This is a genomic window from Nonomuraea muscovyensis (genome assembly GCF_014207745.1).
Taxonomy (GTDB): Bacteria; Actinomycetota; Actinomycetes; order Streptosporangiales; family Streptosporangiaceae; genus Nonomuraea; species Nonomuraea muscovyensis.
In genome coordinates, this window is the sequence record NZ_JACHJB010000004.1 from 224386 (window position 1) to 248971 (window position 24586).

Below are 24586 nucleotides of genomic sequence, written 5' to 3' on the forward strand. Positions count from 1 at the left end.
TAATACCCCATACGAAAGAAGGGCACCCTAAGGTGACGGAAATAGCACCCACCCGTACACCCGATCATCCGACCAGTCGGTACGCTTGATGCGGTCATCGGAGGGGGAACAGGCGTGAAGGACGAGCCGGTACGCGGGAGGTTGCTGGGCGCGGCGACGCGGTTGTTCGCCGAGCGGGGCTTCGAGGGCACGTCGGTGCAGGAGATCGTGGTGGCGGCGGGCGTCACCAAGGGCGCCATGTACCACTACTTCACCTCCAAGGACGACCTGCTGCACGAGATCTACGCCCGCGTGCTGCGCATGCAGATGGACCGGCTGACCCGGATCGCCGACGGCCCCGGCACGCTGGCCGAACGGCTCCACGCGGCGGCGGCCGACGTGGTCGAGACGACCACGGCCAACCTCGACGACTCCAAGATCTTCTTCCGGTCGATGCACCTGCTGGCGCCCGAGACGCAGAAGAGCGTGCGGGCCGAGCGGCGCCGCTACCACGAGCGCTTCCGCGAGCTGGTGGCCGAGGGGCAGCGCGAGGGCACCTTCAGCGACCGCGTCCCGGCCGAGCTGGTGGTCGACTTCTTCTTCGGCTCGGTGCACCACCTGGGCACGTGGTTCCACGCGGCCGGGCCGCTGACCGGCGCCCAGGTGGGCAGGCACTTCGCCGACCTGCTGCTCGCCTCACTCCGGCCCGGGGACGTCCGCGAGTGAGGCGAGCGCCTCGCGGTGGTCGCCGGGCGTGCCGAACGCGATCTCGGCGGCCTTGGCCCGTTTGAGGAACAGATGCAGGGGGTGCTCCCAGGTCATCCCGATCCCGCCGTGCAGTTGCAGCGCCTCCTCGGCCACGTGGACGGCGACGCCGCTGTTCCACGCCTGGGCGACGGCCACGGTCAACGCGGACCCGTCGGTGGCGGCGGCGCGGGCGGCGGCCCTGGCCCTGACCACGTCGAGCCACAGGTCGGCCAGCCGGTGCTTGATCGCCTGGAAGGAGCCGATCGGGCGGGCGAACTGGCGGCGTTCCCTGACGTAGGCGAGCGTCGTGTCGAGGCACCACTCGGCCACGCCGAGCTGCTCGGAGGCCAGCAGTCCGGCCCCGTAGCGCAGCACCCCGGCCAGGTCCACGGCGCCGAGGCGGGTGGCGGGGGCGCCGGCGAACGTCACGGTGGCGACCGGCCTGGTCAGGTCGAACGACGGCGCCACCTCGATCCGCGCCGCCGCCGGGTCCACGCTGTAGAGGTTTCCGCCCGCGGGCACGAGCAGCACGTCGGCCACCTCGGCCCCGGCCACCCCCGACACGGTCCCGGACAGCCGCCCCTCCGCGGCGGTGACCGACGAGCCGCGCCCCGGCCGGTACGGCGAGGCGGCCAGCGACACGGCGAGCGCGGCCGTGGCGCGGCCCTCGGCGAGCCGCCCGAGCAGCTCACCGGCGCTGTCCCGGACCTCCAGCAGCGCCCGCGTGGCCAGCACCGCGCTGGTGAGGAACGGCACCGGCGCCACGCCGCGGCCGAGCTCCTCCAGCACGACCGCGGCCTCCCGCGCCGACGCGCCGGCTCCGCCGTGCTCCTCGGGGACGAGCAGCCCGGCCACGCCGATCTCGACCGCCAGCGTCTTCCACAGGCCCGGGTCGTAGGCGTCGGACTCGGCCCGCTCCAGCACCGCGGCAGGCGGGCAGCGGTCGGCGAGCAGGTCGCGCACGGCGGCCCGCAGCTCCTCCTCGACCTCCGAATACAGCAGCGTCATCGCGGCAGGTCCTTCCAGGGCACGTCCTTGTCGGCGCGGGGCTCGGCGGGCAGGCCGAGCACCCGCTCGGCGATGATGTTCCGCAGGATCTCGGAGGTGCCGCCCTCGATGGAGTTGCCCTTGGCCCGCAGGTAGCGGTAGCCGGGCCCGCGGCCGTAGAAGTCGACCGTGTCGGAGCGGCGGAAGGTCCAGTCGTCGTAGCCCAGCTCGCGCCGCAGCTCGACGTCGAGGCCGGACAGCGCCTGGTTGAGCCTGGCGAACGACAGCTTCATGCCCGAGCCCTCGGGCCCGGGCTGGCCCGCGGCGAGCTGCTCGCGCAGCCGCGCGCCGGACAGGCGGGTCACCTCCGCCTCCACCCACAGCGCCAGCAGCCGCTGGTGCAGGTCGTGGGTGCGCAGCTCGGGATGGGCACGCCAGGTGTCGAGCACGGCGCCGGCCATGCCGCCGCCCTGCCGCACGGGGGCCCCGCCGATCGCGACGCGCTCGTTCATCAGCGTGGTCTGCGCGACGCGCCAGCCGTCGCCCACCTCGCCCAGCCGCAGGTCGTCGGGAAGCCGCACGCCGGTGAGGAAGACCTCGTTGAACTCGGCCTCGCCGGTGATCTGCCGCAGCGGCCGCACGTCCACGCCCGGCGCGTGCATGTCGCAGACGAAGTACGTCATGCCGCGGTGCTTGGGCACGGCCGGGTCGGTGCGGGCGACGAGGATCGCCCAGCGGCTGTGGTGGGCGCCCGACGTCCACACCTTCTGCCCGTCGACCACCCACTCGTCACCGTCCCTGACGGCCCTGGTGGCGAGGGTGGCCAGGTCGGAGCCGGCACCGGGTTCGCTGAAGAGCTGGCACCAGATCTCCTCGCCGGTCCACAGCGGGCGCAGGAAGCGACGCCGCTGCTCCTCGGTGCCGAACGCCAGGATCGTCGGGGCGGCCATGCCGAGGCCGATACCCTGCACGCCGGTGTCGAGCTGCGGGGTGTGGGCCAGCTCGTGCTCGACCACCTGCTGCAGCTCGCGCGGCAGCCCGAGCCCGCCCAGCCCTTCGGGGAACCACACCCACGCCAGCCCGGCGTCGAACCGGGCCCGCAGCCACTCCAGCCGGTCGCCGCCGGGGTCGTGCCGGTCGAGGAGCGCCGCGACGCGCTCCCTCAGCCGCTGCTCGTGCACGAGATCCGCCTCTCTCACAGGTACTTCTTCAGCTCTCGGTAGGCCAGCGACCGCTTGTGCACCTCGTCCGGGCCGTCGGCCAGGCGCAGCGACCGCGCGCCCGCCCACAGCGCGGCCAGCGGGAAGTCCTGCGAGACGCCGCCCGCCCCGTGCACCTGGATGGCCTTGTCGAGGATCCACTCCACGGTGATCGGGGTGGAGATCTTGATCGCCTGGATCTCCGTGTGGGCGCCCTGGTTGCCGACGGTGTCCATGAGCCAGGCCGTCTTGAGCACCAGGAGGCGGAGCTGCTCGATGCGGATGCGCGACTCGGCGATCCAGTCCTGGACGACGCCCTGCTGGGCGATGGGCTTGCCGAACGTGGTCCGGCCGAGCGCCCGGCGGCACATCAGCTCGACCGCGCGCTCGGCCATGCCGATGAGGCGCATGCAGTGGTGGATGCGGCCGGGGCCGAGCCTCGCCTGGGCGATCGCGAAGCCGCCGCCCTCCTCGCCGACGAGGTTGTCGACCGGCACCCGTACGTCCTCGAAGACGATCTCGGCGTGGCCGCCGTGGTCGGCGTCGCTGTAGCCGAACACGTGCATGCCGCGCCTGATGTGCAGGCCGGGCGTGTCACGGGGGACCAGCACCATGCTCTGCTGGCGGTGTGAGGGCGCCTCCGGGTCCGTCTTGCCCATGACGATGAGGATCTTGCACTCGGGGTTCATCGCGCCGGAGATGTACCACTTGCGGCCGTTGATGACGTACTCGCCGCCGTCCCGGACGATCGAGGTGGCGATGTTGGTGGCGTCGGAGGAGGCCACGTCGGGCTCGGTCATCGCGAACGCCGAGCGGATCTGCCCGTCGAGCAGCGGCTGGAGCCACTCCTTGCGCTGCCACTCGCTGCCGAACATGGAGAGCACCTCCATGTTGCCGGTGTCGGGCGCGGCGCAGTTGGTGGCCACGGGCGCGATGTGCGGGCTGCGGCCCATGATCTCGGCCAGCGGCGCGTACTGGAGGTTGGTCAGCCCGGCCCCGTGCTCCCCCGGCAGGAACAGGTTCCACAGGCCGCGCTTCCTTGCCTCGTCCTTCAGGTCGGCCAGCAGCGGCGGCGCGCTCCAGCCGCTGGTGGCCACCTGCTCGGCGAAGGCGGCCTCGACCGGATGGACGCACTCGTCCATGAAGCGCAGCAACCGCTCGCGCAGGTCCTCGGTGACGGTGTCGAAGGCGAAGTCCATGCCGCGAGCCTACCGACCGGCCGGTATGAGGTCCACAGGTGGTCGCCCGCAAAAACGGACGTGTGGCACTCAACGTGACCGCTGGGCGTCCCTAGAGTGGCCGCCATGACCGCGAAGCTCCCCACGCCCGTGGTGCTCGAGAACGACGTCGTACGGCTCGAACCACTCGCCCTGTCCCACGTCCCCGACCTGTTCGCCGCCGGAGGCGGGGACGACGACGTCTGGCGCTGGCTCCCCGTCGCGACGCCGCGCAGCGAGTCCGAACTGGCGCAGATCGCCCGGGACCTGGTGGCCGACGACGCGCACGTGCCCTTCGCGGTCGTCGTCCGGGAGAGCGGCCGGGCCGTCGGCTGGACCGCCTACGCCGACGTGCCCGGCTTCGCCGAGAGCATCGAGATCGGCTGGACCTGGTACGGCCGGTCGGTCTGGCGCACCGCCGTGAACACCTCCTGCAAGCTCCTGCTGATCGACCACGCCTTCGACAAGCTCGGCCACAACAGGGTGCTCCTCAAGACCGACGTGCTCAACACCCGCTCGCAGGACGCGATCCGCCGCATCGGCGGCGTGCACGAGGGCACGCTGCGGCGCCACCGCAGGCGGCCCGACGGCACCTGGCGCGACACCGTCTATTTCGGCATCCTCGAAGAGGAGTGGCCCGGGCACCGGGCCCGGCTGGGCGGCTAGCCGCGAGGCCGAACCGTTAGCCGGCGGGCCGAACCGCCGGTCGGGAGGCGGCGTCCTAGTGGACATGACTGACCGGCTGGGAGGCTACTGGCTCGGCGCCCGGCTCGGCGGGCGCGCCCACGAGGTCTACGACGAGCCGGGCGTCCGCCGGGTGCTCACCCGGCTGTCCCCGCCCCTGGACGCCGGCGACCGCGCCGCGGTCGAGGCTGCCGGGCGGGTGCGCTCCCTGCGGGTCGCCGCGCTGACCGATTCCCTCCTGGACGGCGCGACCCCGTACGTGGTCGGCGAGTACGTCGAGGGGCTGAGCGTGCGGGAGGCGGTGGCCCGGCACGGGCCCTTCGCCGGCGACGACCTCTACCGGCTGGCCACCGCCACGGCCACCGCCCTGGCCGCCGTGCACGAGGCGGGCACGGCGCACGGCAGGCTCACGCCGGACCGGGTGCTGCTGACCGCCGAGGGGCCGCGGGTCGTCGGGCTCGGCGTCCCGCCCCGTGACCGTACGCCGGCTGACGACGTACGCGACTGGGGCGAGCTGATGCTCCGCGCCGCCGGCGACTCGGCGGTGCCCGACCGATTATGCGTCGAACGGGCGCTGTCCGAGCTGGTCATGGCGGCGCGCGGCGACGATCCCGCGTGGCGGCCGGACGCGCGCCGGCTGCTGGTGTCGCTGCTCGACGCGCCCTCGTCGCAGCAGGGCACGCTCCTTCCGCCCGAGCCGGTGCACGACCCGCCGCTGGGGGCCCGCGCGGAGACGGTGTACCTCCGGCTGGATCGGACGGAGCAGGACCTGGCGCCGGAGATCTTCCTGCGGCTGGTCGGCCTGGACGCCGCCGGGATCGAGGGCCGCCGGGCCGCCGCCCGCGCCCGGCTGGTCTCCGGCCGCACGCCCGACCAGACCGCCGCCGTAGACCGGGTGCTGGCGGCGTACGAGGAGGAGGGCCTGCTCACCCGGGCCGGACCGCCGGACCTCGACCCTCACCCTCACCTCCCCGACCGGCCGCAGGTCACGTCGCACGACGGGCGCGGTGATGGTGACGGGCAGGGTGACGGGCCGGTGGTGGTGGCGTACGGGGCGCTGCTGCGGGCCTGGCCGCGGTTGCGCGAATGGGTGGACGCCGAGCGCGCCGGCCTGCCCGTGCACGAGGAGCTGGCCGCGGCGGCGCGGCGGTGGGAGGGGGACGGGTGGCGGGAGGCGGACCTGTTCCGGGGCGAGGCGCTGGACCGGGCGCTGGACTGGGCCGCGAACGGGCGGCGGCGGTTGACGCTGACATCGGTGGAGCGGGCGTTCCTGGACGCCGGGCTGACCCGGACCCGGCGGCAGGGGCGCCGCCGGCGGACGGCCGTGACGGCGCTGCTGTCGGCGGCGCTGGTGGTGACGCTGCTGGCCGTGGTGGCCGCCGTCAGGCGGGGCGGCGCCGCCGAGGAACGGCTGGAGACCGCGATGGCCAGGGTGGCGGCGTCCCGCGCCGATGAGCTGCGGCCGGGTCACCCGGTGGCGGCGAGCAGGCTCGCGCTGGCGGCGTGGCTGCTGTCACCCGTCGCCGAGGCTCGCGGCGCGCTGGCCCGGGCGGCGGCTGATCCGGCCGTGGACGTGTTCGCCGACCCGTACGCCGGCTCGGGGTCGGTGTACGCGCTCAGCCTCGACGGCGGCCGGCTGGCGGCGCTGGGTGACGGCGTGGTGCGCGTGTACGACGTGCGCTCGCGCCGGCAGGTGGCGCGGGCGGCGGCGCCGGCGCAGAGCGTCAGGGCCATGGCGTGGTCGCCCGACGGGCGGACGCTGGCGCTCGTGGGCGTCGACCGGTCGTACCTGTGGGACACGGCCTCGGACGCCGAGGTCGGGCCGCCGTTCGGGCGCGGTCTCGGGCCGCCGGGGCAGCAGGCGGCGTGGTTCAGCCCGGGCGGCAGGCTGCTGTTCGCGGCGGCGCGCCAGTCGGGCGAGCGGTGGGGCTGGGACCTGCGGGCCCGGCGGGCGGCCTTCGCCGGCGAGTACGCGGTGGTGGGGCCGGACGACCGGGTGGCGCTGGTGTTCGCGGGCAGGCGCTCGCAGCTCAGGCGGCTCGACACGGGTGCCCGCGTGGAACGGGCGTGGCTGGACAGGATGCCGTGGGAGTACACGACATTCGCGCCCGACGGTGAGCGGGTGGCCATCGCCGAGGAGAGCGGGGTGCAGATCTACGGCCTGGACGGCGTTCCGGCGTTGCCGGCGCGGCTGCGCCCGTCGCCCGGGGTGCCGCGGTTCAGCCCGGACGGCCGGCTGCTGGCCGCCACCGACAGCGCCCGGGTACGGCTGTGGCGGATCGCGGACGGCACGCTGCTCGTCGACCGGCCGATCCCGCCCGCCGCCGCGGACCGCCCCGCCCAGGCCGCACCCACGGCGGACGGCCGGTGGCTGCGCGTACTCGCCGGGCGGGGCACGGTCCTCACGCTGGACGCGGCGCACGCCGTGGACACGACGGACCCGGCACGGGTGGCGGCCTCGCTCTGCGCCCGCCACGGCGGCCCCTCCCCCGCCGAATGGGCCCGCCATCTCCCGGAGCTCCCCCACCGCGAGGTGTGCGGCGGCTGACGAGGGCGACGCCTCGCAGGAGGCTCCCGCGGGCCGGGCGCGGACTCGGTGTCCCTTGGCCGAGGGGTTGCGGACCCGCCGTCCCCTGACCGGGGGGCTGCGGACCCGGCGTCCCCTGGCCGAGGGGCTGCCGACCCGCCGTCCCCTGGCCGAGGGGCTGCGGACCCGGCGTCCCTACGGACGGGTGGCGCGGCGGCCGCCCGTGTCCGGGTCGCGGTCGAGCATGCCGGACAGGAGTTCGCGCATGGCCTCGCGGAGGTCGGCCCTGGACGGCGTGGTGCCGGCGCCGGCGACCGCGTCGAACATCATGCCCTCGCCGAACGCCACCACCTGGCGCGCGTGCCGCGCCGGGTCGCGGGAGCCGGCGGCGGCGAGGAGGGCGACGGCGGGGTCGCGGAAGCGGCGGCCGGCCCGGTCGTAGATCGCGCGCAGCTCCGGCCGCCTCGTCGCCTCCAGGGCGAGCTCGTAGCGAGCCAGGGTGCGCCGGCGGTCGGCGATCTGGACGCGCACCGCCTCGGCCAGCACGTCGGGAAGCTCCTCGCGGGACGGCAGGCCGCCGGTCATGGCGGGGGCCAGGGCGCGTTCCTCCAGGGAGGTGAGGCGGGCCAGGGTGAGTTCGAGCAGGGCCGCGCGGGTACGGGCCAGGTTGGAGGTGGATCCCGGTGGCAGGCCGGCGGCCTCGTCGACCGCCCGGTGCGTCAGCCCGCGCATCCCCCGCTCGGCCAGCAGCGTGATCGCCGCCTCCGCGACCGTGTCTGAACGCTTCACGGGCACCGATCCTACGCGTTCGACTACACCCGTAGTGAGGGCGGACTACGGGTGTAGTAGCGTGGGCGTACTACAGGCGTAGTGAAGAGGAGGCAGGGACATGCCGGAAGCAGTGGTGATCGGCGCAGGTGTGGGCGGGCTCGCGGCGGGCGTCGCGCTGCGCCGCGCGGGCTGGGACGTGACGGTGCTCGAACGCGCCGGACGGCTGGAGAACGTCGGTTCCGGGCTCGCCGTCGCGGCCAACGCGCTGCGGGCGCTCGACACGCTGGGGCTGGGCGACCGGGTGCGTGAGCTGTCCCGGGTGCAGGGCGAGCTGGGGGTGCGCCGGTGGGACGGCCGGTGGCTGGTGTCCACCACGGAGGACAGGGCGCGCGAGCTCTACGGCGACTCGGTGGTCCTCATGCCGCGCGCCACGCTCGTCGGGCTGCTCGCCGAGGCGCTGGGCGGGGAGCGGCTGCGGCTCGGCGTCGAGGTGACGGGGGTGGACGCGGACACCGGCACCGTGCGCACCTCACCGGCCGAGGGAGCGGACGGCGGGCGGACGGATGCCGGGCGAACGAATGCCGGGCGTGCGGGTGCCGGGCGTGCGGGTGCCGGGCGTGGAGCCGCCGGACACGAGGGGGTGGGTGAGGTGCGGGCCGATCTGGTCGTGGCCGCCGACGGGATCCACTCGGCGACGCGGCGCGCGCTCTTCCCCGGCCATCCCGGCCCGGTGTACTCCGGGGTGACGGCCTGGCGCGGGCTCGTGCCGCGCCCGGACGTGCCGGTGGCCAGCACGGAGACCTGGGGACGGGGGCTGGTCTTCGGCGCCCACCTGCTCGCCGGCGACCTCGTCTACTTCTACGCCACCGACGTCTCGCCCCCGGGCGCGGTGCACGCGGACGAGCGCGAGGAACTGCTGCGCAGGTTCGGCGGGTGGCACCAGCCGATCCCGGCGCTGCTGCGCGCGAGCGAGCGGGAACGGATTCTGCGCAACGACGTCCACCACTTCGCCGCTCCCCTGCCCGCCTTCCACCGGGGCCGGGTGGCTCTGCTGGGCGACGCCGCCCACCCGATGACCCCGAACCTCGGCCAGGGCGCCTGCCAGGCCATCGAGGACGCGGTCGTGCTCGCGCACGTGGCGGGCGAGGGCCGGGGGCTGGCGGCCTACACGGCCGCCAGGCTGGACCGGACGGCGGCCATCACCCGGCGCGGGGTGTCGATCTGCCGGGCGACCCGGCTGCGCAACCCCGTGGCGGTGCGCCTGCGCGACACCGGCATGAGTCTGGCCGCGCGGCTCAGGCCCGATCTGATGTTGCGCTCAATGGACGAGGTGCTGGGGTGGCGTCCACCGGCTTCGGCTGCGAATGGTCGGGAGCCAGCCGGCCCAGCGTGATCGTGCCGCCGATGGTGAGCGCCCCGGCGAGCAGCGCGGGAACGGCCGTGGACGGGCTCGCAGGCAGGGGCTCGCCCAGCAGGATGGCGCCGGCCAGCACGGAGGTGATCGGGTCGATGACCTGGACGCCCGCGTAGGCGATGCCGAAGTAGCCGACCGCGTAGGAGCGCTGCAGCAGCACCACCGCGCAGACCAGCAGCACCGGCACGGCGAGGGTGAACCAGTGCAGCAGCCTCCCGAGGTCACCCTCCAGGCCGCCGCCCACCACGCGGACGAACGTGGACACGCTCGCCGTCGTGGCGCCCGCCCCCACGGCGAGCAGCAGCGCCCGGCCGGGCCCGTGCAGCCGGTTGGCGAGGAGCTGCGCGACCAGCACGATCACGCCGATCACGCCGACGAAGCCGAGTGCGGCGCCGTCGCTCAGGCGCGGCGTGACGTTGTGGGACGGCACCAGCAGCATGAGCCAGAGCAGCCCCACGGCCACGGCGACCGACCCCAGGATCTCCGCCCGGTACGGCCGGCGCCCGTACATGAACGCGGCCAGCGGCACCGCGAACACGAGCGTGGCCACGCTGATCGGCTGCACGGCGACCAGCGGCGCCAGGCTCAGCGCCACGGCGTGCAGGCAGGCCCCGGTGAACCCGATCGCCCCGCCGATCCACCAGCGGGGGCGCCGCACCAGCTTGAGAGAGGCGCCCTGCGCCACGGCCTCGTACTGCTGTAACGCCGCCCCGAGCGCGTATCCCAACGCGCCCACGAGGGCGATGAGCATGCCGGCCCACGTCATCGGCGGCCGCGCAGGGGCATGGATCCTTCCAGGAGCATTGCCCCAGCCTAGAGGGCAGACGGCGCCGGGGAATCATCCTTTAGGCTGAACGTCCCCTTACGACCGGTCAGGGCAGACGCAGATGAGATGGCCCTCCGGGTCCTGCAGCACGACCCACCTGACGCCCTCGTCGGTCACGCCGGGCTGGAAGTCGGGCCTGGTGGCTCCGAGCGCCACGTACTCCTCGACGGCCTGCTCCACGTCCGGGACCAGGACGTCGAGGTGGAACTGCTTGTCGTCGCTCGGCCAGGTCGCCGGCTTGCGGCCGGGGATGCGGCCGAAGTAGATGGACAGGGTGCCGTCGCCCACCGCGGCGTACTCGTCCTCGGCGTGCTGGATGTCCATGCCGAGGACCTGGTGGTAGAACTCGGCCAGTTTCTTGGGCTCCGCGCAGTCGAGGGAGACCGCGAGGAGCTTCGCCTTCGTCGTCATGCGACCAGCGTTCCAGCCGTACCTGCCACCTCCTGTCAGGTACGGCGGGGAAGCTCAGCGAGCCGGCTTGACGTTCTTCATCGTGAAGTGCGAGGTGATGCCCCGGACGCGCGGGATGGTCATGACGTGCCGGCTCAGGAAGGCCTCGAAGGCGGCCAGATCGGCCACGGCCACGCGCATGAAGTAGTCGGGATCGCCGAACAGCCGGCGCAGCTCGACGACCTCCTCGGCCCGCGCCAGGGTCTGCTCGAAGTGGTCGACGGTCGCCGCGTCCTGGGCGTCGAGGGTGAGGTCCACCAGCACCTCGAAGGACCGGCCCACGGCGGCGGGATCGATGACGGCCCGGTAGCCGCGGATGACGCCCTCGGCCTCCAGCCGTTGCACGCGCCGCAGGCACGGCCCGGTGGTGAGCCCGACCCGCTGGGCCAGCTCGACGTTGGTCAGGCGTCCGTCACGCTCCAGCTCGGCGATGATTGCTCTGTCTATCGCATCCACACGCAGAAGATTGCTGCATGAACCCGGTGGAGCGCAATTTCCGCAACCACATGGCGCGGCTTCTGAGAGACCATGGAGGGGTGCAACACCACGCTCCCACTCGACCGGTCGCGCCGGCTCCGATCCAGGCGCCGGTCACCCGGCGGCAGCGGATCACCGACGGCGTGCGCGACTCCTTCTCCGCCGGGCTGGGCATCTTCCCGCTGGGCGTCGCTCTCGGCCTGATGGTCGTCCAGGCGGGCCTTCCCTGGTGGCTCGCCCCCGCCCTGTCACTGGCCGGGTTCGCCGGCTCCCTCGAACTGCTGCTCGTCGGCATGATCGCCACGGCCACGCCGCTCGGCGCGGTCGCGCTGACCGTCCTGGTGGTCAACTTCCGCCACGTCTTCTACGCCTTCTCCTTCCCGTTGCACCTGATCAGGAACCGGTGGGCCAGGGCCTACTCCGTCTACGCGATGATCGACGAGGCCTTCGCCGTCAACGCCTCGCTGCCCGCTTCGCAGCGCTCGGCGCCCCGGGTGCTGGCGATGCAGGTCGCCTGCCAGACCTACTGGGTCGGTGGCGGCCTGGTCGGCGTCGCCGTCGGCGCGGCACTGCCCGCGCCGATCAAAGGGCTGGAGTTCGCCCTGTGCGCGCTGTTCACCGTGCTCACGCTGGACGCGTTCCGCACCCGCGGCGAGATCCCCTCGGTGCTGCTCGCCGGCGCGAGCGTGACCGTCGCCCTCCTCCTCACCCCGGACGTCGCGATGTTCACCGCGCTGCTGCTGTTCGTCGCCCTGCTGCTGGTCCGGCACGCGCTCACCGTCCACCGATCCGCCCCGGTGGCCGCCGATGCCTAGCATCACCTACCTCGCCGCCGTCCTCGCGATCGTCTTCGGCATCACCTTCGCCCTGCGCGCCGTTCCCTTCGCGGTGCTGCGCACCCTGCGCACCTCGGCGATCGCGCGGCGGCTGGCGGTCTGGATGCCGGTCGGCATCCTCGCCATCCTCGCCGTCACAGCCCTGCACGGCACCATCGCCGCCGACCCGCACGCGACGCTGTACGCGCTGCTCGCGGTCGCCGTCACCGCGGGGGTGCACCTCGCGTCCGGCCGCCGCGCCATCCTGAGCGTCGGGATCGGCACCGCCGTCTACGTCGCCCTCGTCAACGCCTTCTGACCGTGATGACGCGGCGGCATACCCACGGCGGGACGCGGGACGACTCGCCGGAGAGGACCCCGCGACGGGCTAGCGGCGGCGGGCGGCCGAGCCGACGCGCTTGATGATCCGGTCCCACTCCGTGCCGAACGGGTTGTCCTGCACCATGTACGTCCACGTGGCCGTGGGGCGGCCGAGGTCGGGCTCGGGCGCGTCGAACGCCGCCAGCGAGCGCCGCTCCACCTCGGCGAGCATGGCCTTGTACTCGGCCACGGCCTCCCGCTGGAACTCGTCGATCGGGCTCATCCGGCCCAGCGCCCGCAGGTGGATGCCCTCGCGCAGGTCGGTGAGGAAGGCCAGGTGCTCGGTCCAGCACCGGTCGATCGCGTGCAGCACGATCTGCCGGGCCGTCTCCTCGCGGGTGTCCTCGGGCAGCTCCGCCCAGCGCCGCGGGTCGCCCTCGGCCAGCGCCCGCGCGGCGGCGTCGCCGTGCAGCACCTTGTCGCGCCATTCCAGGATGAGCTCGCGCTGGTGCTCCAGCAGGCGGGTGTAGCGCCAGGTGTTGCGGTGGATCTGCAGGTTGACGCCCTCGGCGACGCGCTGCGCGTGACCGACGAGATAGGCGCCGCGGCGATGGCGGACCAGGCCGTCGGCGTCGGCGGCCGGCGGCCGCTCGTCGGGGACGAACTGGGTGACGAGGTCGTCCTGCATGCTGACGAAGAACACCGAGCCGCCCGGGTCTCCCTGGCGGCCCGCCCGGCCGCGCAGTTGGTCGTCCAGGCGGCTGCTGGCGTGCCGGCCGGAGCCGATCACGTACAGGCCGCCCAGCTCGGCGACGCCCTCGCCGAGGCGGATGTCGGTGCCGCGCCCGGCCATCTGCGTGGAGACGGTGATGGCGTCGCGCTCGCCCGCGCGGGCGATGATCGCGGCCTCCTCGGCGTCGTTCTTGGCGTTGAGCACGACCGGTTCGAGGCCGCGCCGCTGCAGCAGCTTGGCGAGGTTCTCCGACTCGGCCACGTCGAGGGTGCCGATGAGGATGGGCCGGCCGGTGGCGTGCACCGTCTGGATCTCCTCGACCAGCGCCGCGTCCTTGTCGGGCACCGTCGGGTAGACACGGTCGGGCTCGTCGATCCGGACGCACGGCCGGTTGGACGGGATGACCGCGACCTTCAGCCCGTAGAACTCGCCGAGCTGCTCGCTGACGGCCACGGCCGTGCCGGTCATGCCGCAGATCCGGGGGTAGCGGCGGACGAGGCCCTGCACGGAGATGGAGTCGAGGATCTCGCCCTTCTCGCTGGGGGCGAGGGCCTCCTTGGCCTCCACGGCCGCCTGCAGGCCGTTGGGCCAGCGTTGCAGCAGCGCGACCCGGCCGCGGGAGGCGTTGATGAGCTGCACCTTGCCGTCGCGCACGATGTAGTCGACGTCGCGGGTCAGCAGGGCGTGGGCGTGCAGGGCGAGGTTGAGCTCGATGAGGGTGCCCGGCTCGTTCTCGTCGTAGAGGTCGACGCCGAGCAGGTTCTCGACGGTGTCGGCGCCCTTGGGGGTCAGATAGACGTTGCGCGCCTGGTCGTCGATCTCGTAGTGGTAGCCGCGGACGAGCTGCCTGGCCAGCGCGGCCATCTCGGGCACCGCGTCGCCCGCGTCGGACGCCCCGGCCATCACCAGCGGCACCCGGGCCTCGTCCACCAGCACGGAGTCGGCCTCGTCGACCAGCGCCACCTCGGGCTCGGGAACGATGATCCGGCTCGCGTCGGTGCGCAGCCGGTCGCGCAGCACGTCGAAGCCGATCTCGCTGACCGCGCCGTAGGTGACGTCACTGGCGTAGGCTTCGCGCCGCTCCTCGAAGGTGGAGCTCTGCCCGACCCAGCCGACCGTGACGCCCATCGCCTCGTAGAACGGCGCCATCCACTCCGCGTCGCGCCGGGCCAGGTAGTCGTTGACGGACATGACGTGCACCCGCCTGCCCTGCAGGGCGTGGCCCGCCGCCGCCATCGCGCCGGCCAGCGTCTTGCCCTCGCCGGTGGCCATCTCGGCGATCTTGCCGTCCAGGAGGGCGAGGGTCCCGAGGAGCTGCGCGTCGTACGGCCTCAGCCCCAGCGTCCGGTCGGCCGCCTCGCGCGCGACGGCGCAGAAACGGGCCAGATCGTCCATCGGGGGCCTGGGCGGCTCGCCCAGCTTCCCGACCTCTCCGGCCAGCTCACCGGCCGCCTTGACGATCTTCTTGTACGGGCTAAGGCTCACCCCTCCTGGACGGTCCAGGAGGTTTCTGAGGATTCCGGTAATCGACGCCACAGTCCCTCCAACGCGCGCTCTGCCGGCACCGTTCCCCTCGTACCCCGCCGCTGGTCGGCACTGCTCGGTCCGCGGGAGCGGAGCGACGGTACGGCATGCGTCGCCGTACCGGACCCTAACCCATGCGGTGGGCCGGACGTCTCATGCGACCTCCGGCGCCGCCGCCCCGCTCCCGGACCGTCAGCCCTCGCCCGGCCGGACGGTGAGCACCACCACGGCGGCGATCAGCAGCGCGCACCCGGCCCAGGCCGTGAGCGTCAGCCGTTCGCCGAACAGCAGCACGCCCAGCACCGCCGCGCCGGCGGCCTCGCCGAGCGAGATGACCGACACACTCGCCGCGCTGAGCGTGGTGAGCGCGCGGAAGAACAGCGCGTAGGCGAGCGCCGTGGGCACCGCTCCGAGATAGATCAGCAGGGCCACGGACGACAGGCTGAACGCGGGCAGCGCCCCACCGGCCAGGGCGAACGGCGCCAGGCAGGCCGCCGCCACGACGAACCCGCCCACGGCCATGCCCTGGGGGTCGTCGCGGTGGCGCCGGGAGTAGAGCGTGACGGCGGCGTACCCGGCGGCCGACAGCAACGCGAACCCGATCCCGGCCCCGACCCCGCCGCCCGCGGGCCCGGTGGCGGAGCCGAGCAGGCTCTCGGAGGTCAGCAGGACCAGCCCGGCCAGCGCCGCGGCCAGGGCGGCCACGCCGGGCCGGCCCAGCCGCTCGCCGAGCACGAAACGGCTGCCCAGCGCGGTGATGACGGGGGTTGCGCCCATCGTCACCATGGTCGCCACGGCCACGCCGGAGCGGGCGATGGCGGCGAAGTAGGCGGCCTGGTAGACGGCCATCCCGACGCCCACGGTGACCACCCGCGGGTCGAGCCGGGCGGGCAGGCCGCCGGTGAGGCTGAGCAGGGCGAGCAGGAAGGCGGCGCCGAGCAGGTAGCGCCACAGGGACACGCCGACGGGGCCGAGGCCGCCCGACTGGAACAGCAGCAGGCCGGCGGTTCCGCCGGTGCCCCAGGCGGCCGCGGCCACGGACACGTAGAACGCGCCCCGCCGCGCGGAAACAGGGGTCATGACAGGTCTCTCCGATGGAGTGGTCGTGAAAAGGGCCCGGTGCGCGGGCAGCGACCACCCCCGGATCGGTCAGACCCGGAGTTCGTGCGACAGGCCGCCCGCTACGGGGCGGGCGGCGGGGAGCAGATCAGAAAGCGCGGCACGTCACCCACCCTAGCGACTGCGCTTCCGCCCGGGCGACAGGTTTGGGCGGCGTCGTGCGGGTAGCCGAGGGGATGCCCGGAACATGACGGAAGCAGAGAGGAGAGGAGCTCCATGGAGCTCTGGGACTATCGACCTGACGTCTACGCCCGTGGCAGCGGCCTGGACCTCGTGGGTTACCACGTCCAGGCGACCGACGGGAAGATCGGGACCGTGGACGAGGCGACGTACGAGGTGGGCGAGAGCTACCTGGTCGTCGACACCGGTCCGTGGATCTTCGGTAAGAAGGTCATGCTCCCGGCCAGGGTGGTGACCAGGATCGACCCGCAGGAGCGCGAGGTGCACGTCTCGCGGACCAAGGCGGAGATCAAGGACTCGCCCGAGTTCGACGAGGCACGGTTCAAGGAGCCCGAGTACCGGACCGTGATCGGCGACTACTACGGCCGGTTCACTTACTGATCCGTCGGAGACGAGGAAGGGCCGCGCCCCTCGGGGTGCGGCCCTTTCCGTCCGTCACGGCCAGGCCGGTTCGCCCTTCGGTGTGACGGGCGACTCAAGGACCCCGAGGCGTTCCAGGAGGGTGATGAAGGTGGCGGCGTACGGCGAGCCGGCCGTCACGGCGGCGACCCGCGCCCAGTCGACCTGCTCGCGCAGGGCCCGCACCTGGGGCAACAGGGCTCCGTAGTCGCAGGCGTGCTCCGACAACGGCAGCAGCCACGAGATCACCAGGTCGGTCGCCTCCAGCACGGGCACGATCACGGCCGAGGCCGTCATCGGCTCGGCCCGGTCGAGCAGTTCGTCCGTGATCGGCCGGTCGGAGACCCGGAAGATCAAATCGACCAGCCGGCCCTCGTCGAACGCCTTGACCAGCCAGTCCTCGGGGGGCTTGGCCGTCTCGAAGCCGAGTGAGCGCAGCGCCTCCAGCGCGGCGGGCACGTCGTGCTCGGTGATCACGAAGTCGACGTCGTGCAACGAGGGCGCCGCTCCCCGGGCGTAGGCCGCGCACCCGCCCGCCAGGGCGAACTTCACCCCGGCGTCCTTCAACCCCGAACTGGCACGTTTCAGTGTGTCGAGGATGGCATCGGTTACCGCATGACTGTGGCTGCTCATGAGACCGGGCTACCCGCAGGCGTGGCGAATAGGCGTTCCGCGGGCGCCTCCCACGGGCTTGCGCCCGCCCGGACGCGGCCCTGTCCGATCACGTCCAGGTCCGCCGCGCGAGCGCCCCTCGCCCGGCCGCGCGTAGGCCTCCTGCGCGGGGGTAGCGCCAGGCCGTATGACCGACTTCCTGGAGAAGACCGAGCAGGAGTACGCGGGCGAGCACGACCGGCCGATCCGCGGCTACCTGCGCATCCTGGCCGTGTACGGCGGAGCGGTGGCGGCGGCGGTGGGCGCGGCCGCGCTGACCGGGCGGCGCGCACCCGACCGCATCGCGCTGCTGGACCTGGCGCTGATGGCGGCGTGCACCCACAAGGTGTCGCGGCTGCTCGCCAAGGACCCGGTGACGAGCCCGCTGCGGGCGCCGTTCACCCGCTACGAGGGGGTGAGCGGGCCGGCGGAGCTGAAGGAGGAGCCGCGCAACCCGGTGGGCGAGCTGGTCTCCTGCCCGTTCTGCCTGGCGCAGTGGACGGCCACCGCCTACGCGGCCGGCATGGTGTTCGCGCCCCGCTTCACCCGGCTGGCCGGGGCCACCATGACCGCCGTGGCCGCCTCCGACTGGCTGCAACTGGCCTACGCCCGGCTCATGCAAAAGGCCTCCTGAGCACGAGCGGCTCGACGTGGCGCGGCAAAGAGGAAATGGCCGGATGCCGTCATGGGCGCCGGCTTCCCGCGGCCGCCGCAAAAACCGCAGGTCGTCCAGAAAGCATGTTAAATGCCTGCGGCCCGGGGCAGTAGCGGGTCATGGCTACTTTGCTTTGGATCATCGCAGTCGTTCTCGTCATCGCCGGGATCTACGTCATCCTGGCCCGTCGCGATCTCCTGTGGGGGATCGTCCTGATCGTCCTCGGTTTCCTCGTGGGGCCGGGCGGCGTCAGCATCTTCAATGTATAGCGGCGTGCTGAGCGCCTTTCCGTCGCGCCGGTTATGCACGGGGAAACGCGAAGTGTGATCGGCTCCTTTAACCATAACCGACCAGAGAAACGGCCGCTCCCGGAAGGGAGCGGCCGTTTCGTTTCCACGTATTCGCCGAGTGGTGCTCAGTCCAGGCAGTAGACCGCGTACGCCTTGCCGAGCACGGGCAGCGCCACGTTGCGCACGCGTATCCCGCCGGGGGTGAGGCCCTTCTCGCTGCCCTTGTGCGCGTGGCCGTGCAGGATCAGCTCGGCGCCGACGGTGTCGACGGCCTCGGCCAGCAGGTAGGAGCCGAGGAAGGGGTAGATCTCCAGCGGCTCGCCGTGCAGCGTCTCCTTGACGGGGGAGTAGTGCGACAGCACGACTTTGCGGTCGGCCTGTATCTCCTTCAGCGCCAGCTTCCACGCCTCGGCGATGGAACGGGTGTGCGCCACGAAGTCCTTGATCTCGCGCTCGCCGAACTCGCTGGCGCACTTGCCGGCGAACCCGCCGCCGAAGCCCTTGCCGCCCACGACGCCCAGCTTGGTCTCGCCGCAGTCGAGCACGACGCCGTCGTCGTCCAGCACGATCACCCCGGCGTCGCGCAGCTCGTTCGCAATCGCGTGCTGCCGGTCGGAGTGGTAGTCGTGGTTGCCGAGCACGGCGACGACGGTCACCGGCAGGTCGCGCAGCTCGTCGGCGACGAGCCTGCCCTCCTCCAGCGTGCCGTGCCGGGTCAGGTCGCCCGCCAGCATCAGCACGTCGGCGCGTTCCTCGATGCCCTCCAGTCTCTTGCGGTACTCGCCGCGGACGTCCTCGCCCAGGTGGATGTCGCCCACGGCCGCTATGCGCACGTTAGTCAAGGTGCTCATCCTCTCCGGGTTCGCTGACGACGACGACCTTGATCTCGTTGTGCATCCTCAGGCCGGGTGCGGCCTCGTGGGCCACCTGGCCCAGCCGTTCGCGCTGCTCGCTGCCGCTCACCTGCCCGCGCAGGAACAGCTGGTCGCCTCGCACGTCGACATGGATGCCGAGCTCGTGGGTGCGCGTGTCCTCCGCCAGCGCCTGCTGGATCCGGGCCGCGACGTACTGCGGAGCCTCCATCGCTTCCTCCTTCTCCAGACGCCGCATGCCCGGGGGCGAAAAGCTCAAACGGCGCGTACGAGGTCCACAACGGCACGTTCCACGGGGCCGTGGGTGGCCCACCCGCCGAGGCCGCCGACCCGGAAGAAGCCGATGTCCAGCTCTGGTCACTCGGACGCAGCTCAGGCACGCGCCCGCGGCTACCCCGAGCGTTAGGCGGCAAACGGCAGGGGCAGGTGACGCCCCATGTCTGAGAACCAGTGGGAAGAAGGGCGTTCGGAGTCGGGCAAACCGATGGTCCCCGCGACGCCGCGTGACGTCGTGCACATCAGGGCGGGATCCTTCATCCTCGTCTTCGCGTTCGCGGTGGCCGCGCTGGGGCTGGTCGCCTCCGCGCCGGTGCTGACCGGGATCGCGGTCGTGGTGGCCGTGATCACGGTCGTCGACATCGTGCTCGCCGTACGCCGTCAGAAGAACCGCACCGTAGGAGAGGCAGGGTGAGCATGCCCCCGCAGCGAACCGAAGTGCTTTCGGAGTCCCCCTCAGCGAGCGAGTCGCCCGAGCGGCCGCACGACCTGCGCGGCCGGGTCGTCGTCGTGACCGGCGCGAGCGGCGGCGTGGGGCGGGCCGTCGTGCGTGAGCTGGGCGCCAAGGGCGCCAAGGTGGCGTTGCTCGCGCGCGGCACGACCGGGCTGGGCGCCGCCGCCGTGGACGTGGGCGCCGCCGGCGGAGTGGGCCAGGTCTACGAGGCGGACGTCGCCGACTACGAGCAGGTACGGCAGGCGGCCGAACGGGTCGAGGCCGAACTGGGCCCGATCGACGTGTGGATCAACGTGGCGTTCTCGTCGGTGTTCGCCCGGTTCACCGACATCACGCCGGAGGAGTACGAGCGGACCACCGCCGTCACCTACCTCGGCTACGTCTGGGGCACCCGGGTGGCCCTCGACCTGATGCGCCCGCGCGGCCGGGGCACGATCGTCCAGGTCGGCTCGGCCCTGTCGCAGCGCGGCATCCCGCTGCAGTCGGCATACTGCGGAGCCAAGCACGCCGTCAAGGGCTTCACCGAGGCGGTGCGGACCGAGCTGCTGGCCGGCCGGAGCGGCATCGACATCACGCTGGTGCAGCTCCCGGCCGTCAACACCCCGCAGTTCGACTGGGTGCTGTCGAAGCTGGGCCGGCACCCGCAGCCGGTGCCGCCCATCTACCAGCCCGAGGTCGCCGCCCGCGGGATCGTGTACGCGGCCGAGCACCCGGAGCGCAAGGAGTACTGGGTCGGCATCACCACGGCCGCCACGCTCCTCGCCCAGCGGGTCGCCCCGGCCCTCCTCGACCGCTACCTGGCGCGTACCGGCGTGGACTCCCAGCAGACGACCGAGCAGCCGCCGAGCGGCGTGGCGAACCTGTGGAAGCCGGCCGACGAGGCCGACGACTACGGGGCGCGGGGCAGCTTCGACCACCGCTCGCACGCGCGCAGCCCGCAACTGTGGCTGTCGCACCACCGCCGGCCGGTCGTGCTGTCGCTGGCCGCGGCGGGTGCCGCCGGGCTCGCCATGGCGGTGCTCCGGCGCCGCGGCTGACGGCCCGGAGGCCGCGCTGACCGCACATTGACCGCACGTTGACCGAATGTCAACCGGCGGGTTGACCATCGCGTTAACCGGGCGAGAAGGGGTAGGCGGCGGGGGAACCAGGAGGAGGCCCTCATGCCCGAACGCGATCTGCGGTTCCTGACCGAACTCGCCGCCCAGTTGCGCGTGGACTCCGTGCGCAGCTCGGCCGCGGCGGGCTCCGGTCACCCCACGTCGTCGTTGTCCGCCGCCGACCTGATGGCGGTGCTGTTCGCCTGCCATCTGCGCTACGACTTCGACCGGCCGGACGAGCCCGCCAACGACCATCTGATCTTCTCCAAGGGGCACGCCTCACCGCTGCTGTACGCCCTGTTCCGGGCCGCGGGTGCGATCGGCGAGGAGGAACTGCTGTCCTTCAGGAAGCGGGACAGCCGGCTGGAGGGACACCCGACACCGCGGCTGCCGTGGGTGGACGTGGCCACGGGATCGCTCGGGCAGGGGCTGCCCGTCGGTGTGGGGATGGCGATGGCGGGGCGGCTGGAGCACCTGCCGTACCGGGTGTGGGTGCTGTGCGGCGACGGCGAGCTGGCCGAGGGGTCGGTGTGGGAGGCCGCCGAGCACGCCGGTGACGAGGGCCTGGCCAACCTGACGCTGATCGTGGACGTGAACCGGCTCGGGCAACGGGGCCCCACCCGGCACGGCTGGGACACCGGCGCGTACGCCCGCAGGTTCGGCGCGTTCGGCTGGCGCACGATCGAGATCGACGGCCACGACCCCGGCCAGATCGACTTCGCGCTCGGCGACGCGCGCAACACGCGCAGGCGGCCCACGGTGATCCTGGCCAAGACCCGCAAGGGCGAGGGCGTGCTGGAGGTGGAGAACCGCGAGGGCGCCCACGGCAAGGCGCTGCGCGACCCGGAGACGGCCATCGGGGAGCTGGGCGGCCCCCGGCACGTCGAGCTCCGGGTGCACCCGCCGGAGGTCACGTCCGCGCCGCACCGGTTCGAGGACGGACCGCTGACGCTGCCCGAGTACGAGGTCGGCACCCGGGTCGCCACGCGCACGGCGTTCGGCGAGGCCCTCGCGGCGCTCGGCGCGGCGCGCGGCGACGTGGTGGCGCTGGACGGCGAGGTGGCCGACTCCACCAAGGTCGAGGAGTTCGCCAAGGCGTTCCCCGAGCGGTTCTTCGAGATGTACATCGCCGAGCAGCAGCTCGTGGCCGCCGCCGTGGGCATGCAGGTGCGCGGCTGGGTGCCGTACGCGGCGACGTTCGCGGCGTTCCTCACCAGGGCGCACGACTTCATCCGGATGGCCGCGGTGAGCAGGGCGTCGATCAGGCTGGTCGGCTCGCACGCCGGCGTGGCCATCGGCGAGGACGGCCCCTCCCAGATGGGGCTGGAGGACCTGGCCATGATGCGGCCCGTGTACGACAGCGTCGTGCTCTACCCCTGCGACGCCAACCAGACGGCGGCCCTGACCGCCGAGATGGCCTCCGTGTCCGGCGTGTCCTACCTGCGGACGACGCGGGGCGACACGCCCGTCGTGTACCGGCCCGGCGAGCGCTTCCCCGTGGGCGGCTCGCGGGTGCTGCGCCACTCCCCCGCCGACCGGGCGACGATCGTGGCCGCCGGGGTGACCGTGCACGAGGCGCTGGCCGCGGCCGACGAGCTGGCCGAACGGGGCGTGCCCGTGGGCGTGATCGACCTGTACTCGGTCAAGCCGGTCGACGTGGCCGCCCTGACGGCGGCGGCCACCACGACGGGCACCCTCATCACGGTCGAGGACCACCGGCCCGAGGGCGGGCTGGGCGACGCGGTGCTGGACGCCGTCAGCGAACTGGGACCCCGGGTGGTGAAACTGGCCGTACGGGGGCTGCCGGGGTCGGCCACGCCGCAGCAGCAGCTCGCGGACGCCCGGATCGACCGGCGGGCCATCGTCGAGACGGTCAAGCGGCTGCTCTGAACCGGCTTCGCGATGGGCACCGGGTCTTCGACGGCCGGGCACAGACGGGCACCGGGTCTTCGACAGCCGGGCACGAGAAAACGGCGGGCCTCGTCAGGGCCCGCCGATCTCAGCGAGCGGGTCAGCGGCGGGCCTTCGCGGTGGCCCGCCGGTTGGCCTTCCTGATGGCGTCGACGAGCTCCTGCTTGGTCATCCTCGACCGGCCGCGCACGCCGAGTTCGGCGGCCACGTGCTGCAGGTGCTCCTTGGTGGCGTTCGCGTTGACGCCCTCGGCGGTCCTGCCGGACCGGTCCGTGGCGCCCTGGTCCGACGGGCCCTTCTCCGGCTTGGGCTCCCAGTGGTCACCCACCTTCTCGAAGGAGTGCTTCAGGGCCGCGAAGGCCGTCATGTGAGCGCGGCGGCCCTCGCCGTACGTCTCGACGGCGGAGTCGTGGGCCTTCATCCACGTCTCCTGCGCCTTCTTCGGCGAGCGTCGCAGGGTCGACGGCAGCTCCTGGCTGGCCGGCATGTCGTTCACCTCTTCCCTGGTGTGGTTCCCTGGTGTGGCGTCGCCGCGGCGACGGGGGTCGCTACAGCGGCGGCTCGTTGTAGGGGCGGCGCTCCTCGTACACGGTGGTCCGGCGGGCCTCGGGCGTCTCGTAGACCTCGTGGCGCTGCACCGGCTCGTCGATCGGGCCGACCGCCCTGCGGGTGACCCGGATGCGGTAGATGCCGAACGCGAGCCCGATCAACCCGCCGAGCATGAGAATGACGCCGACGACGTTGATGTCCAGGCCGGCGAGGTCGAACTCGACGGCCCAGGTGAGAATCGCGCCGAGCATGATGAGGATGATGCTTCCGGCGATGGTCATGATTACCTCCTTGACACGAGGAACCTCTATCCACATGGCAAAAAACAAACCAGTAGTGATGGTCGGGCTTATGGGCTCGGGCAAGACGAGCGCCGGACGCCTGATCAGCCAGGCTTTGGGCGTGCCGCTCAGCGACAGCGATCCGTTCCTGGTCGACACCTACGGCGGCACCGCCGCGCAGATCGCCGCCCGCGAAGGGGCGGACGTGCTGCACGGGCGGGAGGCCGAGCACGTGCTCGCCGAGCTCGCCGGCCGCGTGCCCAAGGTGATCACCGCGGCGGCCAGTTCCGTCGAGGATCCCCGGGTGCGCGCGGCGCTGCGGGAGGCGTTCGTGGTGTGGCTGGACGCCCCCGACGCGGTGCTGGCCGAGCGGATGCGCTCCGACGACCATCGGCCCGCCTTCGGCCCGGCCGAGATGCGGGCGCGGCGGGGGGCCTACTTCCGGGAGGTGGCCGACATGACGTGCGACGTGAGCGTCATGTCGCCCGAGGAGGTGGCGGAGGCCGTGCTGCGGGAAATCCGGTTGCCCGCCCGGGACCGGCAGGGTAGTCAGGGGTGATGTTCGCCGAGAAACCCACCCTGCGGGGCGAGCGCGTGACGCTGCGCCCGGTCGGCCCCGAGTACGCCGAAGACCTCTACGCGCTGGTCACCGATCCCGAGGTGCGGCGGTTGACCGGCTCGCACGGGGAGTTCGACCTTGAGGCCGCCCGGCGCTGGTACGCCACCAGGGGCGCGCAGGCCGACCGGCTCGACCTGGCGATCGTGGCGGACGGCGGCTACGTGGGCGAGATCGTGCTCAACGAGCTCGACGCCGACAACCTGTCCTGCAACCTGCGGATCGCGCTGGTGGGTCCGCGGGTGTTCGGCAGGGGCTACGGCACCGAGGCCATCAGGCTGACGCTCGGCCACGCGTTCGCGACGACGCCGCTGCACCGGGTCAGCCTCGGCGTCCACTCCTTCAACGAACGGGCCGCCCACGTGTACAAGAAGGCAGGCTTCGTGCAGGAGGGCGTGCTGCGCGACGCGCTGCTGTGGGAGGGCCGGTGGCACGACTCGATCACCATGTCCGTGCTGCGGACGGAGTGGTCCGGGGGGTCTGCCGCCCTGCAATAATGATCATGACGCACGGGTCCTCCGAGGCGCGCGGGGGGCCTGTGGCGTCTTTTTCCATCCATGTCCGC

The 24586-nt window shown here is 73.0% G+C and carries 28 protein-coding genes; 14 read left to right on the forward strand and 14 right to left on the reverse strand.

The window, feature by feature from the left end; genetic code table 11:
- Positions 1-114 precede the first annotated feature (114 nt).
- Positions 115-705 (forward strand): TetR/AcrR family transcriptional regulator, encoded by a 591-nt coding sequence (locus FHU36_RS38950; protein WP_312892142.1) that lies wholly within the window; start codon positions 115-117, stop codon positions 703-705.
- On the opposite strand, the gene FHU36_RS38955 is transcribed toward FHU36_RS38950, so the two are convergent.
- Genes FHU36_RS38955 through FHU36_RS38965 form a run of 3 tightly spaced genes read right to left on the reverse strand, consistent with a single transcriptional unit; the run spans position 676 to position 4111 of the window.
- Positions 676-1734: an acyl-CoA dehydrogenase family protein gene (locus FHU36_RS38955; RefSeq protein ID WP_185089138.1), complete on the reverse strand. Its 1059-nt coding sequence runs from the start codon at positions 1732-1734 to the stop codon at positions 676-678. The genes FHU36_RS38950 and FHU36_RS38955 overlap by 30 nt on opposite strands.
- Positions 1731-2912 (reverse strand): acyl-CoA dehydrogenase family protein, encoded by a 1182-nt coding sequence (locus FHU36_RS38960; protein ID WP_312892143.1) that lies wholly within the window; start codon positions 2910-2912, stop codon positions 1731-1733. The genes FHU36_RS38955 and FHU36_RS38960 overlap by 4 nt, the downstream gene beginning before the upstream one ends.
- A complete protein-coding gene (locus FHU36_RS38965) occupies positions 2909-4111 on the reverse strand; it encodes an acyl-CoA dehydrogenase family protein (RefSeq protein WP_185089139.1) in 1203 nt (400 codons plus the stop codon). The genes FHU36_RS38960 and FHU36_RS38965 overlap by 4 nt, the downstream gene beginning before the upstream one ends.
- A gap of 105 nt (positions 4112-4216) precedes the next feature.
- On the opposite strand from FHU36_RS38965, the gene FHU36_RS38970 reads away from it, so the two are divergent.
- Together FHU36_RS38970 and FHU36_RS38975 are read left to right on the forward strand one after the other, a co-directional pair.
- On the forward strand, positions 4217-4795 hold the full coding sequence (locus FHU36_RS38970) for a GNAT family N-acetyltransferase (RefSeq protein WP_185089140.1): 579 nt from the start codon (positions 4217-4219) through the stop codon (positions 4793-4795).
- A gap of 64 nt (positions 4796-4859) precedes the next feature.
- Positions 4860-7361: an nSTAND1 domain-containing NTPase gene (locus tag FHU36_RS38975; protein ID WP_185089141.1), complete on the forward strand. Its 2502-nt coding sequence runs from the start codon at positions 4860-4862 to the stop codon at positions 7359-7361.
- A gap of 174 nt (positions 7362-7535) precedes the next feature.
- Here FHU36_RS38975 and FHU36_RS38980 read toward each other — a convergent pair whose 3' ends face one another.
- Positions 7536-8129: a TetR/AcrR family transcriptional regulator gene (locus FHU36_RS38980; RefSeq protein WP_312892144.1), complete on the reverse strand. Its 594-nt coding sequence runs from the start codon at positions 8127-8129 to the stop codon at positions 7536-7538.
- 100 nt (positions 8130-8229) lie between these two features.
- Between FHU36_RS38980 and FHU36_RS38985 the strand changes: the two genes are divergently transcribed.
- Entirely contained in the window at positions 8230-9504 is a 1275-nt protein-coding gene (locus FHU36_RS38985) for an FAD-dependent monooxygenase (protein ID WP_185089142.1), read from the forward strand.
- Here FHU36_RS38985 and FHU36_RS38990 read toward each other — a convergent pair.
- From FHU36_RS38990 to FHU36_RS39000, 3 genes are all read right to left on the reverse strand, one after another.
- On the reverse strand, positions 9407-10276 hold the full coding sequence (locus tag FHU36_RS38990; protein ID WP_246503225.1) for a DMT family transporter: 870 nt from the start codon (positions 10274-10276) through the stop codon (positions 9407-9409). The two genes, FHU36_RS38985 and FHU36_RS38990, sit on opposite strands and share 98 nt — an antisense overlap.
- Before the next feature lie 111 nt (positions 10277-10387).
- A complete protein-coding gene (locus tag FHU36_RS38995) occupies positions 10388-10762 on the reverse strand; it encodes a VOC family protein (protein ID WP_185089144.1) in 375 nt (124 codons plus the stop codon).
- A 54-nt stretch (positions 10763-10816) separates the two neighbouring features.
- A complete protein-coding gene (locus FHU36_RS39000; protein ID WP_185089145.1) occupies positions 10817-11257 on the reverse strand; it encodes an Lrp/AsnC family transcriptional regulator in 441 nt (146 codons plus the stop codon).
- 80 nt (positions 11258-11337) lie between these two features.
- Here FHU36_RS39000 and FHU36_RS39005 point away from each other — a divergent pair, with 80 nt between their 5' ends.
- Together FHU36_RS39005 and FHU36_RS39010 are read left to right on the forward strand one after the other, a co-directional pair.
- Positions 11338-12093 carry an AzlC family ABC transporter permease gene (locus FHU36_RS39005; protein ID WP_221497281.1) on the forward strand — a complete coding sequence of 252 codons (756 nt, stop codon included), beginning with the start codon at positions 11338-11340 and terminating at the stop codon, positions 12091-12093.
- Positions 12086-12412, forward strand: a complete 327-nt coding sequence (locus tag FHU36_RS39010) for a branched-chain amino acid transport AzlD family protein (protein ID WP_185089146.1) — start codon at positions 12086-12088, stop codon at positions 12410-12412. Before FHU36_RS39005 ends, FHU36_RS39010 begins: the two co-directional genes overlap by 8 nt.
- A 69-nt stretch (positions 12413-12481) precedes the next feature.
- Here FHU36_RS39010 and secA2 read toward each other — a convergent pair whose 3' ends face one another.
- Entirely contained in the window at positions 12482-14632 is a 2151-nt protein-coding gene (secA2, locus tag FHU36_RS39015) for an accessory Sec system translocase SecA2 (RefSeq protein ID WP_312892145.1), read from the reverse strand.
- Positions 14633-14863: 231 nt separating this feature from the next.
- Positions 14864-15751 carry a DMT family transporter gene (locus FHU36_RS39020; RefSeq protein ID WP_185089147.1) on the reverse strand — a complete coding sequence of 296 codons (888 nt, stop codon included), beginning with the start codon at positions 15749-15751 and terminating at the stop codon, positions 14864-14866.
- A 255-nt stretch (positions 15752-16006) separates the two neighbouring features.
- Here FHU36_RS39020 and FHU36_RS39025 point away from each other — a divergent pair, with 255 nt between their 5' ends.
- Positions 16007-16351 (forward strand): PRC-barrel domain containing protein, encoded by a 345-nt coding sequence (locus FHU36_RS39025; protein ID WP_185089148.1) that lies wholly within the window; start codon positions 16007-16009, stop codon positions 16349-16351.
- 54 nt (positions 16352-16405) lie between these two features.
- Here FHU36_RS39025 and FHU36_RS39030 read toward each other — a convergent pair whose 3' ends face one another.
- Complete coding sequence (locus FHU36_RS39030) at positions 16406-17002, reverse strand: nucleotidyltransferase (RefSeq protein WP_185089149.1); 597 nt, start codon at positions 17000-17002, stop codon at positions 16406-16408.
- 166 nt (positions 17003-17168) lie between these two features.
- Between FHU36_RS39030 and FHU36_RS39035 the strand changes: the two genes are divergently transcribed.
- Both FHU36_RS39035 and FHU36_RS39040 read left to right on the forward strand, forming a co-directional pair.
- Positions 17169-17654, forward strand: coding sequence for a DUF1360 domain-containing protein (locus FHU36_RS39035; protein WP_185089150.1), 486 nt, complete (start codon positions 17169-17171; stop codon positions 17652-17654).
- A 140-nt stretch (positions 17655-17794) separates the two neighbouring features.
- Complete coding sequence (locus FHU36_RS39040) at positions 17795-17944, forward strand: GPGG-motif small membrane protein (protein ID WP_175593845.1); 150 nt, start codon at positions 17795-17797, stop codon at positions 17942-17944.
- Between the two features lie 146 nt (positions 17945-18090).
- Here FHU36_RS39040 and FHU36_RS39045 read toward each other — a convergent pair whose 3' ends face one another.
- The gene (locus tag FHU36_RS39045; protein ID WP_185089151.1) at positions 18091-18798 is read right to left on the reverse strand and encodes a metallophosphoesterase family protein; all 708 of its coding nucleotides are present in this window, start codon (positions 18796-18798) and stop codon (positions 18091-18093) included.
- A 1-nt stretch (position 18799) separates the two neighbouring features.
- Positions 18800-19048, reverse strand: a complete 249-nt coding sequence (locus FHU36_RS39050; protein ID WP_185089152.1) for a BON domain-containing protein — start codon at positions 19046-19048, stop codon at positions 18800-18802.
- 225 nt (positions 19049-19273) lie between these two features.
- Between FHU36_RS39050 and FHU36_RS39055 the strand changes: the two genes are divergently transcribed.
- From FHU36_RS39055 to FHU36_RS39065, 3 genes are all read left to right on the forward strand, one after another.
- Positions 19274-19528, forward strand: a complete 255-nt coding sequence (locus tag FHU36_RS39055; protein ID WP_185089153.1) for a hypothetical protein — start codon at positions 19274-19276, stop codon at positions 19526-19528.
- A 2-nt stretch (positions 19529-19530) separates the two neighbouring features.
- Complete coding sequence (locus FHU36_RS39060) at positions 19531-20604, forward strand: SDR family oxidoreductase (protein ID WP_185089697.1); 1074 nt, start codon at positions 19531-19533, stop codon at positions 20602-20604.
- 123 nt (positions 20605-20727) lie between these two features.
- Positions 20728-22554, forward strand: coding sequence for a transketolase (locus FHU36_RS39065; RefSeq protein WP_185089154.1), 1827 nt, complete (start codon positions 20728-20730; stop codon positions 22552-22554).
- 121 nt (positions 22555-22675) lie between these two features.
- Here FHU36_RS39065 and FHU36_RS39070 read toward each other — a convergent pair whose 3' ends face one another.
- Together FHU36_RS39070 and FHU36_RS39075 are read right to left on the reverse strand one after the other, a co-directional pair.
- Entirely contained in the window at positions 22676-23062 is a 387-nt protein-coding gene (locus tag FHU36_RS39070) for a ChaB family protein (RefSeq protein WP_185089155.1), read from the reverse strand.
- A 61-nt stretch (positions 23063-23123) separates the two neighbouring features.
- Complete coding sequence (locus FHU36_RS39075) at positions 23124-23405, reverse strand: hypothetical protein (RefSeq protein ID WP_185089156.1); 282 nt, start codon at positions 23403-23405, stop codon at positions 23124-23126.
- Between the two features lie 58 nt (positions 23406-23463).
- On the opposite strand from FHU36_RS39075, the gene FHU36_RS39080 reads away from it, so the two are divergent.
- Complete coding sequence (locus tag FHU36_RS39080) at positions 23464-23964, forward strand: shikimate kinase (protein ID WP_246503283.1); 501 nt, start codon at positions 23464-23466, stop codon at positions 23962-23964.
- Positions 23964-24518: a GNAT family N-acetyltransferase gene (locus FHU36_RS39085; protein WP_185089157.1), complete on the forward strand. Its 555-nt coding sequence runs from the start codon at positions 23964-23966 to the stop codon at positions 24516-24518. Before FHU36_RS39080 ends, FHU36_RS39085 begins: the two co-directional genes overlap by 1 nt.
- The last annotated feature ends 68 nt before the right edge of the window (positions 24519-24586 follow it).

Bases quoted from the DNA above. Each gene is read 5' to 3' on its own strand.
- FHU36_RS38955 (WP_185089138.1), bottom strand. From the start codon at position 1,734: ATGACGCTGCTGTATTCGGAGGTCGAGGAGGAGCTGCGGGCCGCCGTG.
- FHU36_RS38965 (WP_185089139.1), bottom strand. From the start codon at position 4,111: ATGGACTTCGCCTTCGACACCGTCACCGAGGACCTGCGCGAGCGGTTG.
- FHU36_RS38970 (WP_185089140.1), top strand. From the start codon at position 4,217: ATGACCGCGAAGCTCCCCACGCCCGTGGTGCTCGAGAACGACGTCGTA.
- FHU36_RS38975 (WP_185089141.1), top strand. From the start codon at position 4,860: ATGACTGACCGGCTGGGAGGCTACTGGCTCGGCGCCCGGCTCGGCGGG.
- FHU36_RS38985 (WP_185089142.1), top strand. From the start codon at position 8,230: ATGCCGGAAGCAGTGGTGATCGGCGCAGGTGTGGGCGGGCTCGCGGCG.
- FHU36_RS38990 (WP_246503225.1), bottom strand. From the start codon at position 10,276: ATGCTCATCGCCCTCGTGGGCGCGTTGGGATACGCGCTCGGGGCGGCG.
- FHU36_RS38995 (WP_185089144.1), bottom strand. From the start codon at position 10,762: ATGACGACGAAGGCGAAGCTCCTCGCGGTCTCCCTCGACTGCGCGGAG.
- FHU36_RS39010 (WP_185089146.1), top strand. From the start codon at position 12,086: ATGCCTAGCATCACCTACCTCGCCGCCGTCCTCGCGATCGTCTTCGGC.
- FHU36_RS39020 (WP_185089147.1), bottom strand. From the start codon at position 15,751: ATGACCCCTGTTTCCGCGCGGCGGGGCGCGTTCTACGTGTCCGTGGCC.
- FHU36_RS39025 (WP_185089148.1), top strand. From the start codon at position 16,007: ATGGAGCTCTGGGACTATCGACCTGACGTCTACGCCCGTGGCAGCGGC.
- FHU36_RS39030 (WP_185089149.1), bottom strand. From the start codon at position 17,002: ATGAGCAGCCACAGTCATGCGGTAACCGATGCCATCCTCGACACACTG.
- FHU36_RS39035 (WP_185089150.1), top strand. From the start codon at position 17,169: ATGACCGACTTCCTGGAGAAGACCGAGCAGGAGTACGCGGGCGAGCAC.
- FHU36_RS39040 (WP_175593845.1), top strand. From the start codon at position 17,795: ATGGCTACTTTGCTTTGGATCATCGCAGTCGTTCTCGTCATCGCCGGG.
- FHU36_RS39050 (WP_185089152.1), bottom strand. From the start codon at position 19,048: ATGGAGGCTCCGCAGTACGTCGCGGCCCGGATCCAGCAGGCGCTGGCG.
- FHU36_RS39055 (WP_185089153.1), top strand. From the start codon at position 19,274: ATGTCTGAGAACCAGTGGGAAGAAGGGCGTTCGGAGTCGGGCAAACCG.
- FHU36_RS39060 (WP_185089697.1), top strand. From the start codon at position 19,531: ATGCCCCCGCAGCGAACCGAAGTGCTTTCGGAGTCCCCCTCAGCGAGC.
- FHU36_RS39065 (WP_185089154.1), top strand. From the start codon at position 20,728: ATGCCCGAACGCGATCTGCGGTTCCTGACCGAACTCGCCGCCCAGTTG.
- FHU36_RS39070 (WP_185089155.1), bottom strand. From the start codon at position 23,062: ATGCCGGCCAGCCAGGAGCTGCCGTCGACCCTGCGACGCTCGCCGAAG.
- FHU36_RS39075 (WP_185089156.1), bottom strand. From the start codon at position 23,405: ATGACCATCGCCGGAAGCATCATCCTCATCATGCTCGGCGCGATTCTC.
- FHU36_RS39080 (WP_246503283.1), top strand. From the start codon at position 23,464: ATGGTCGGGCTTATGGGCTCGGGCAAGACGAGCGCCGGACGCCTGATC.
- FHU36_RS39085 (WP_185089157.1), top strand. From the start codon at position 23,964: ATGTTCGCCGAGAAACCCACCCTGCGGGGCGAGCGCGTGACGCTGCGC.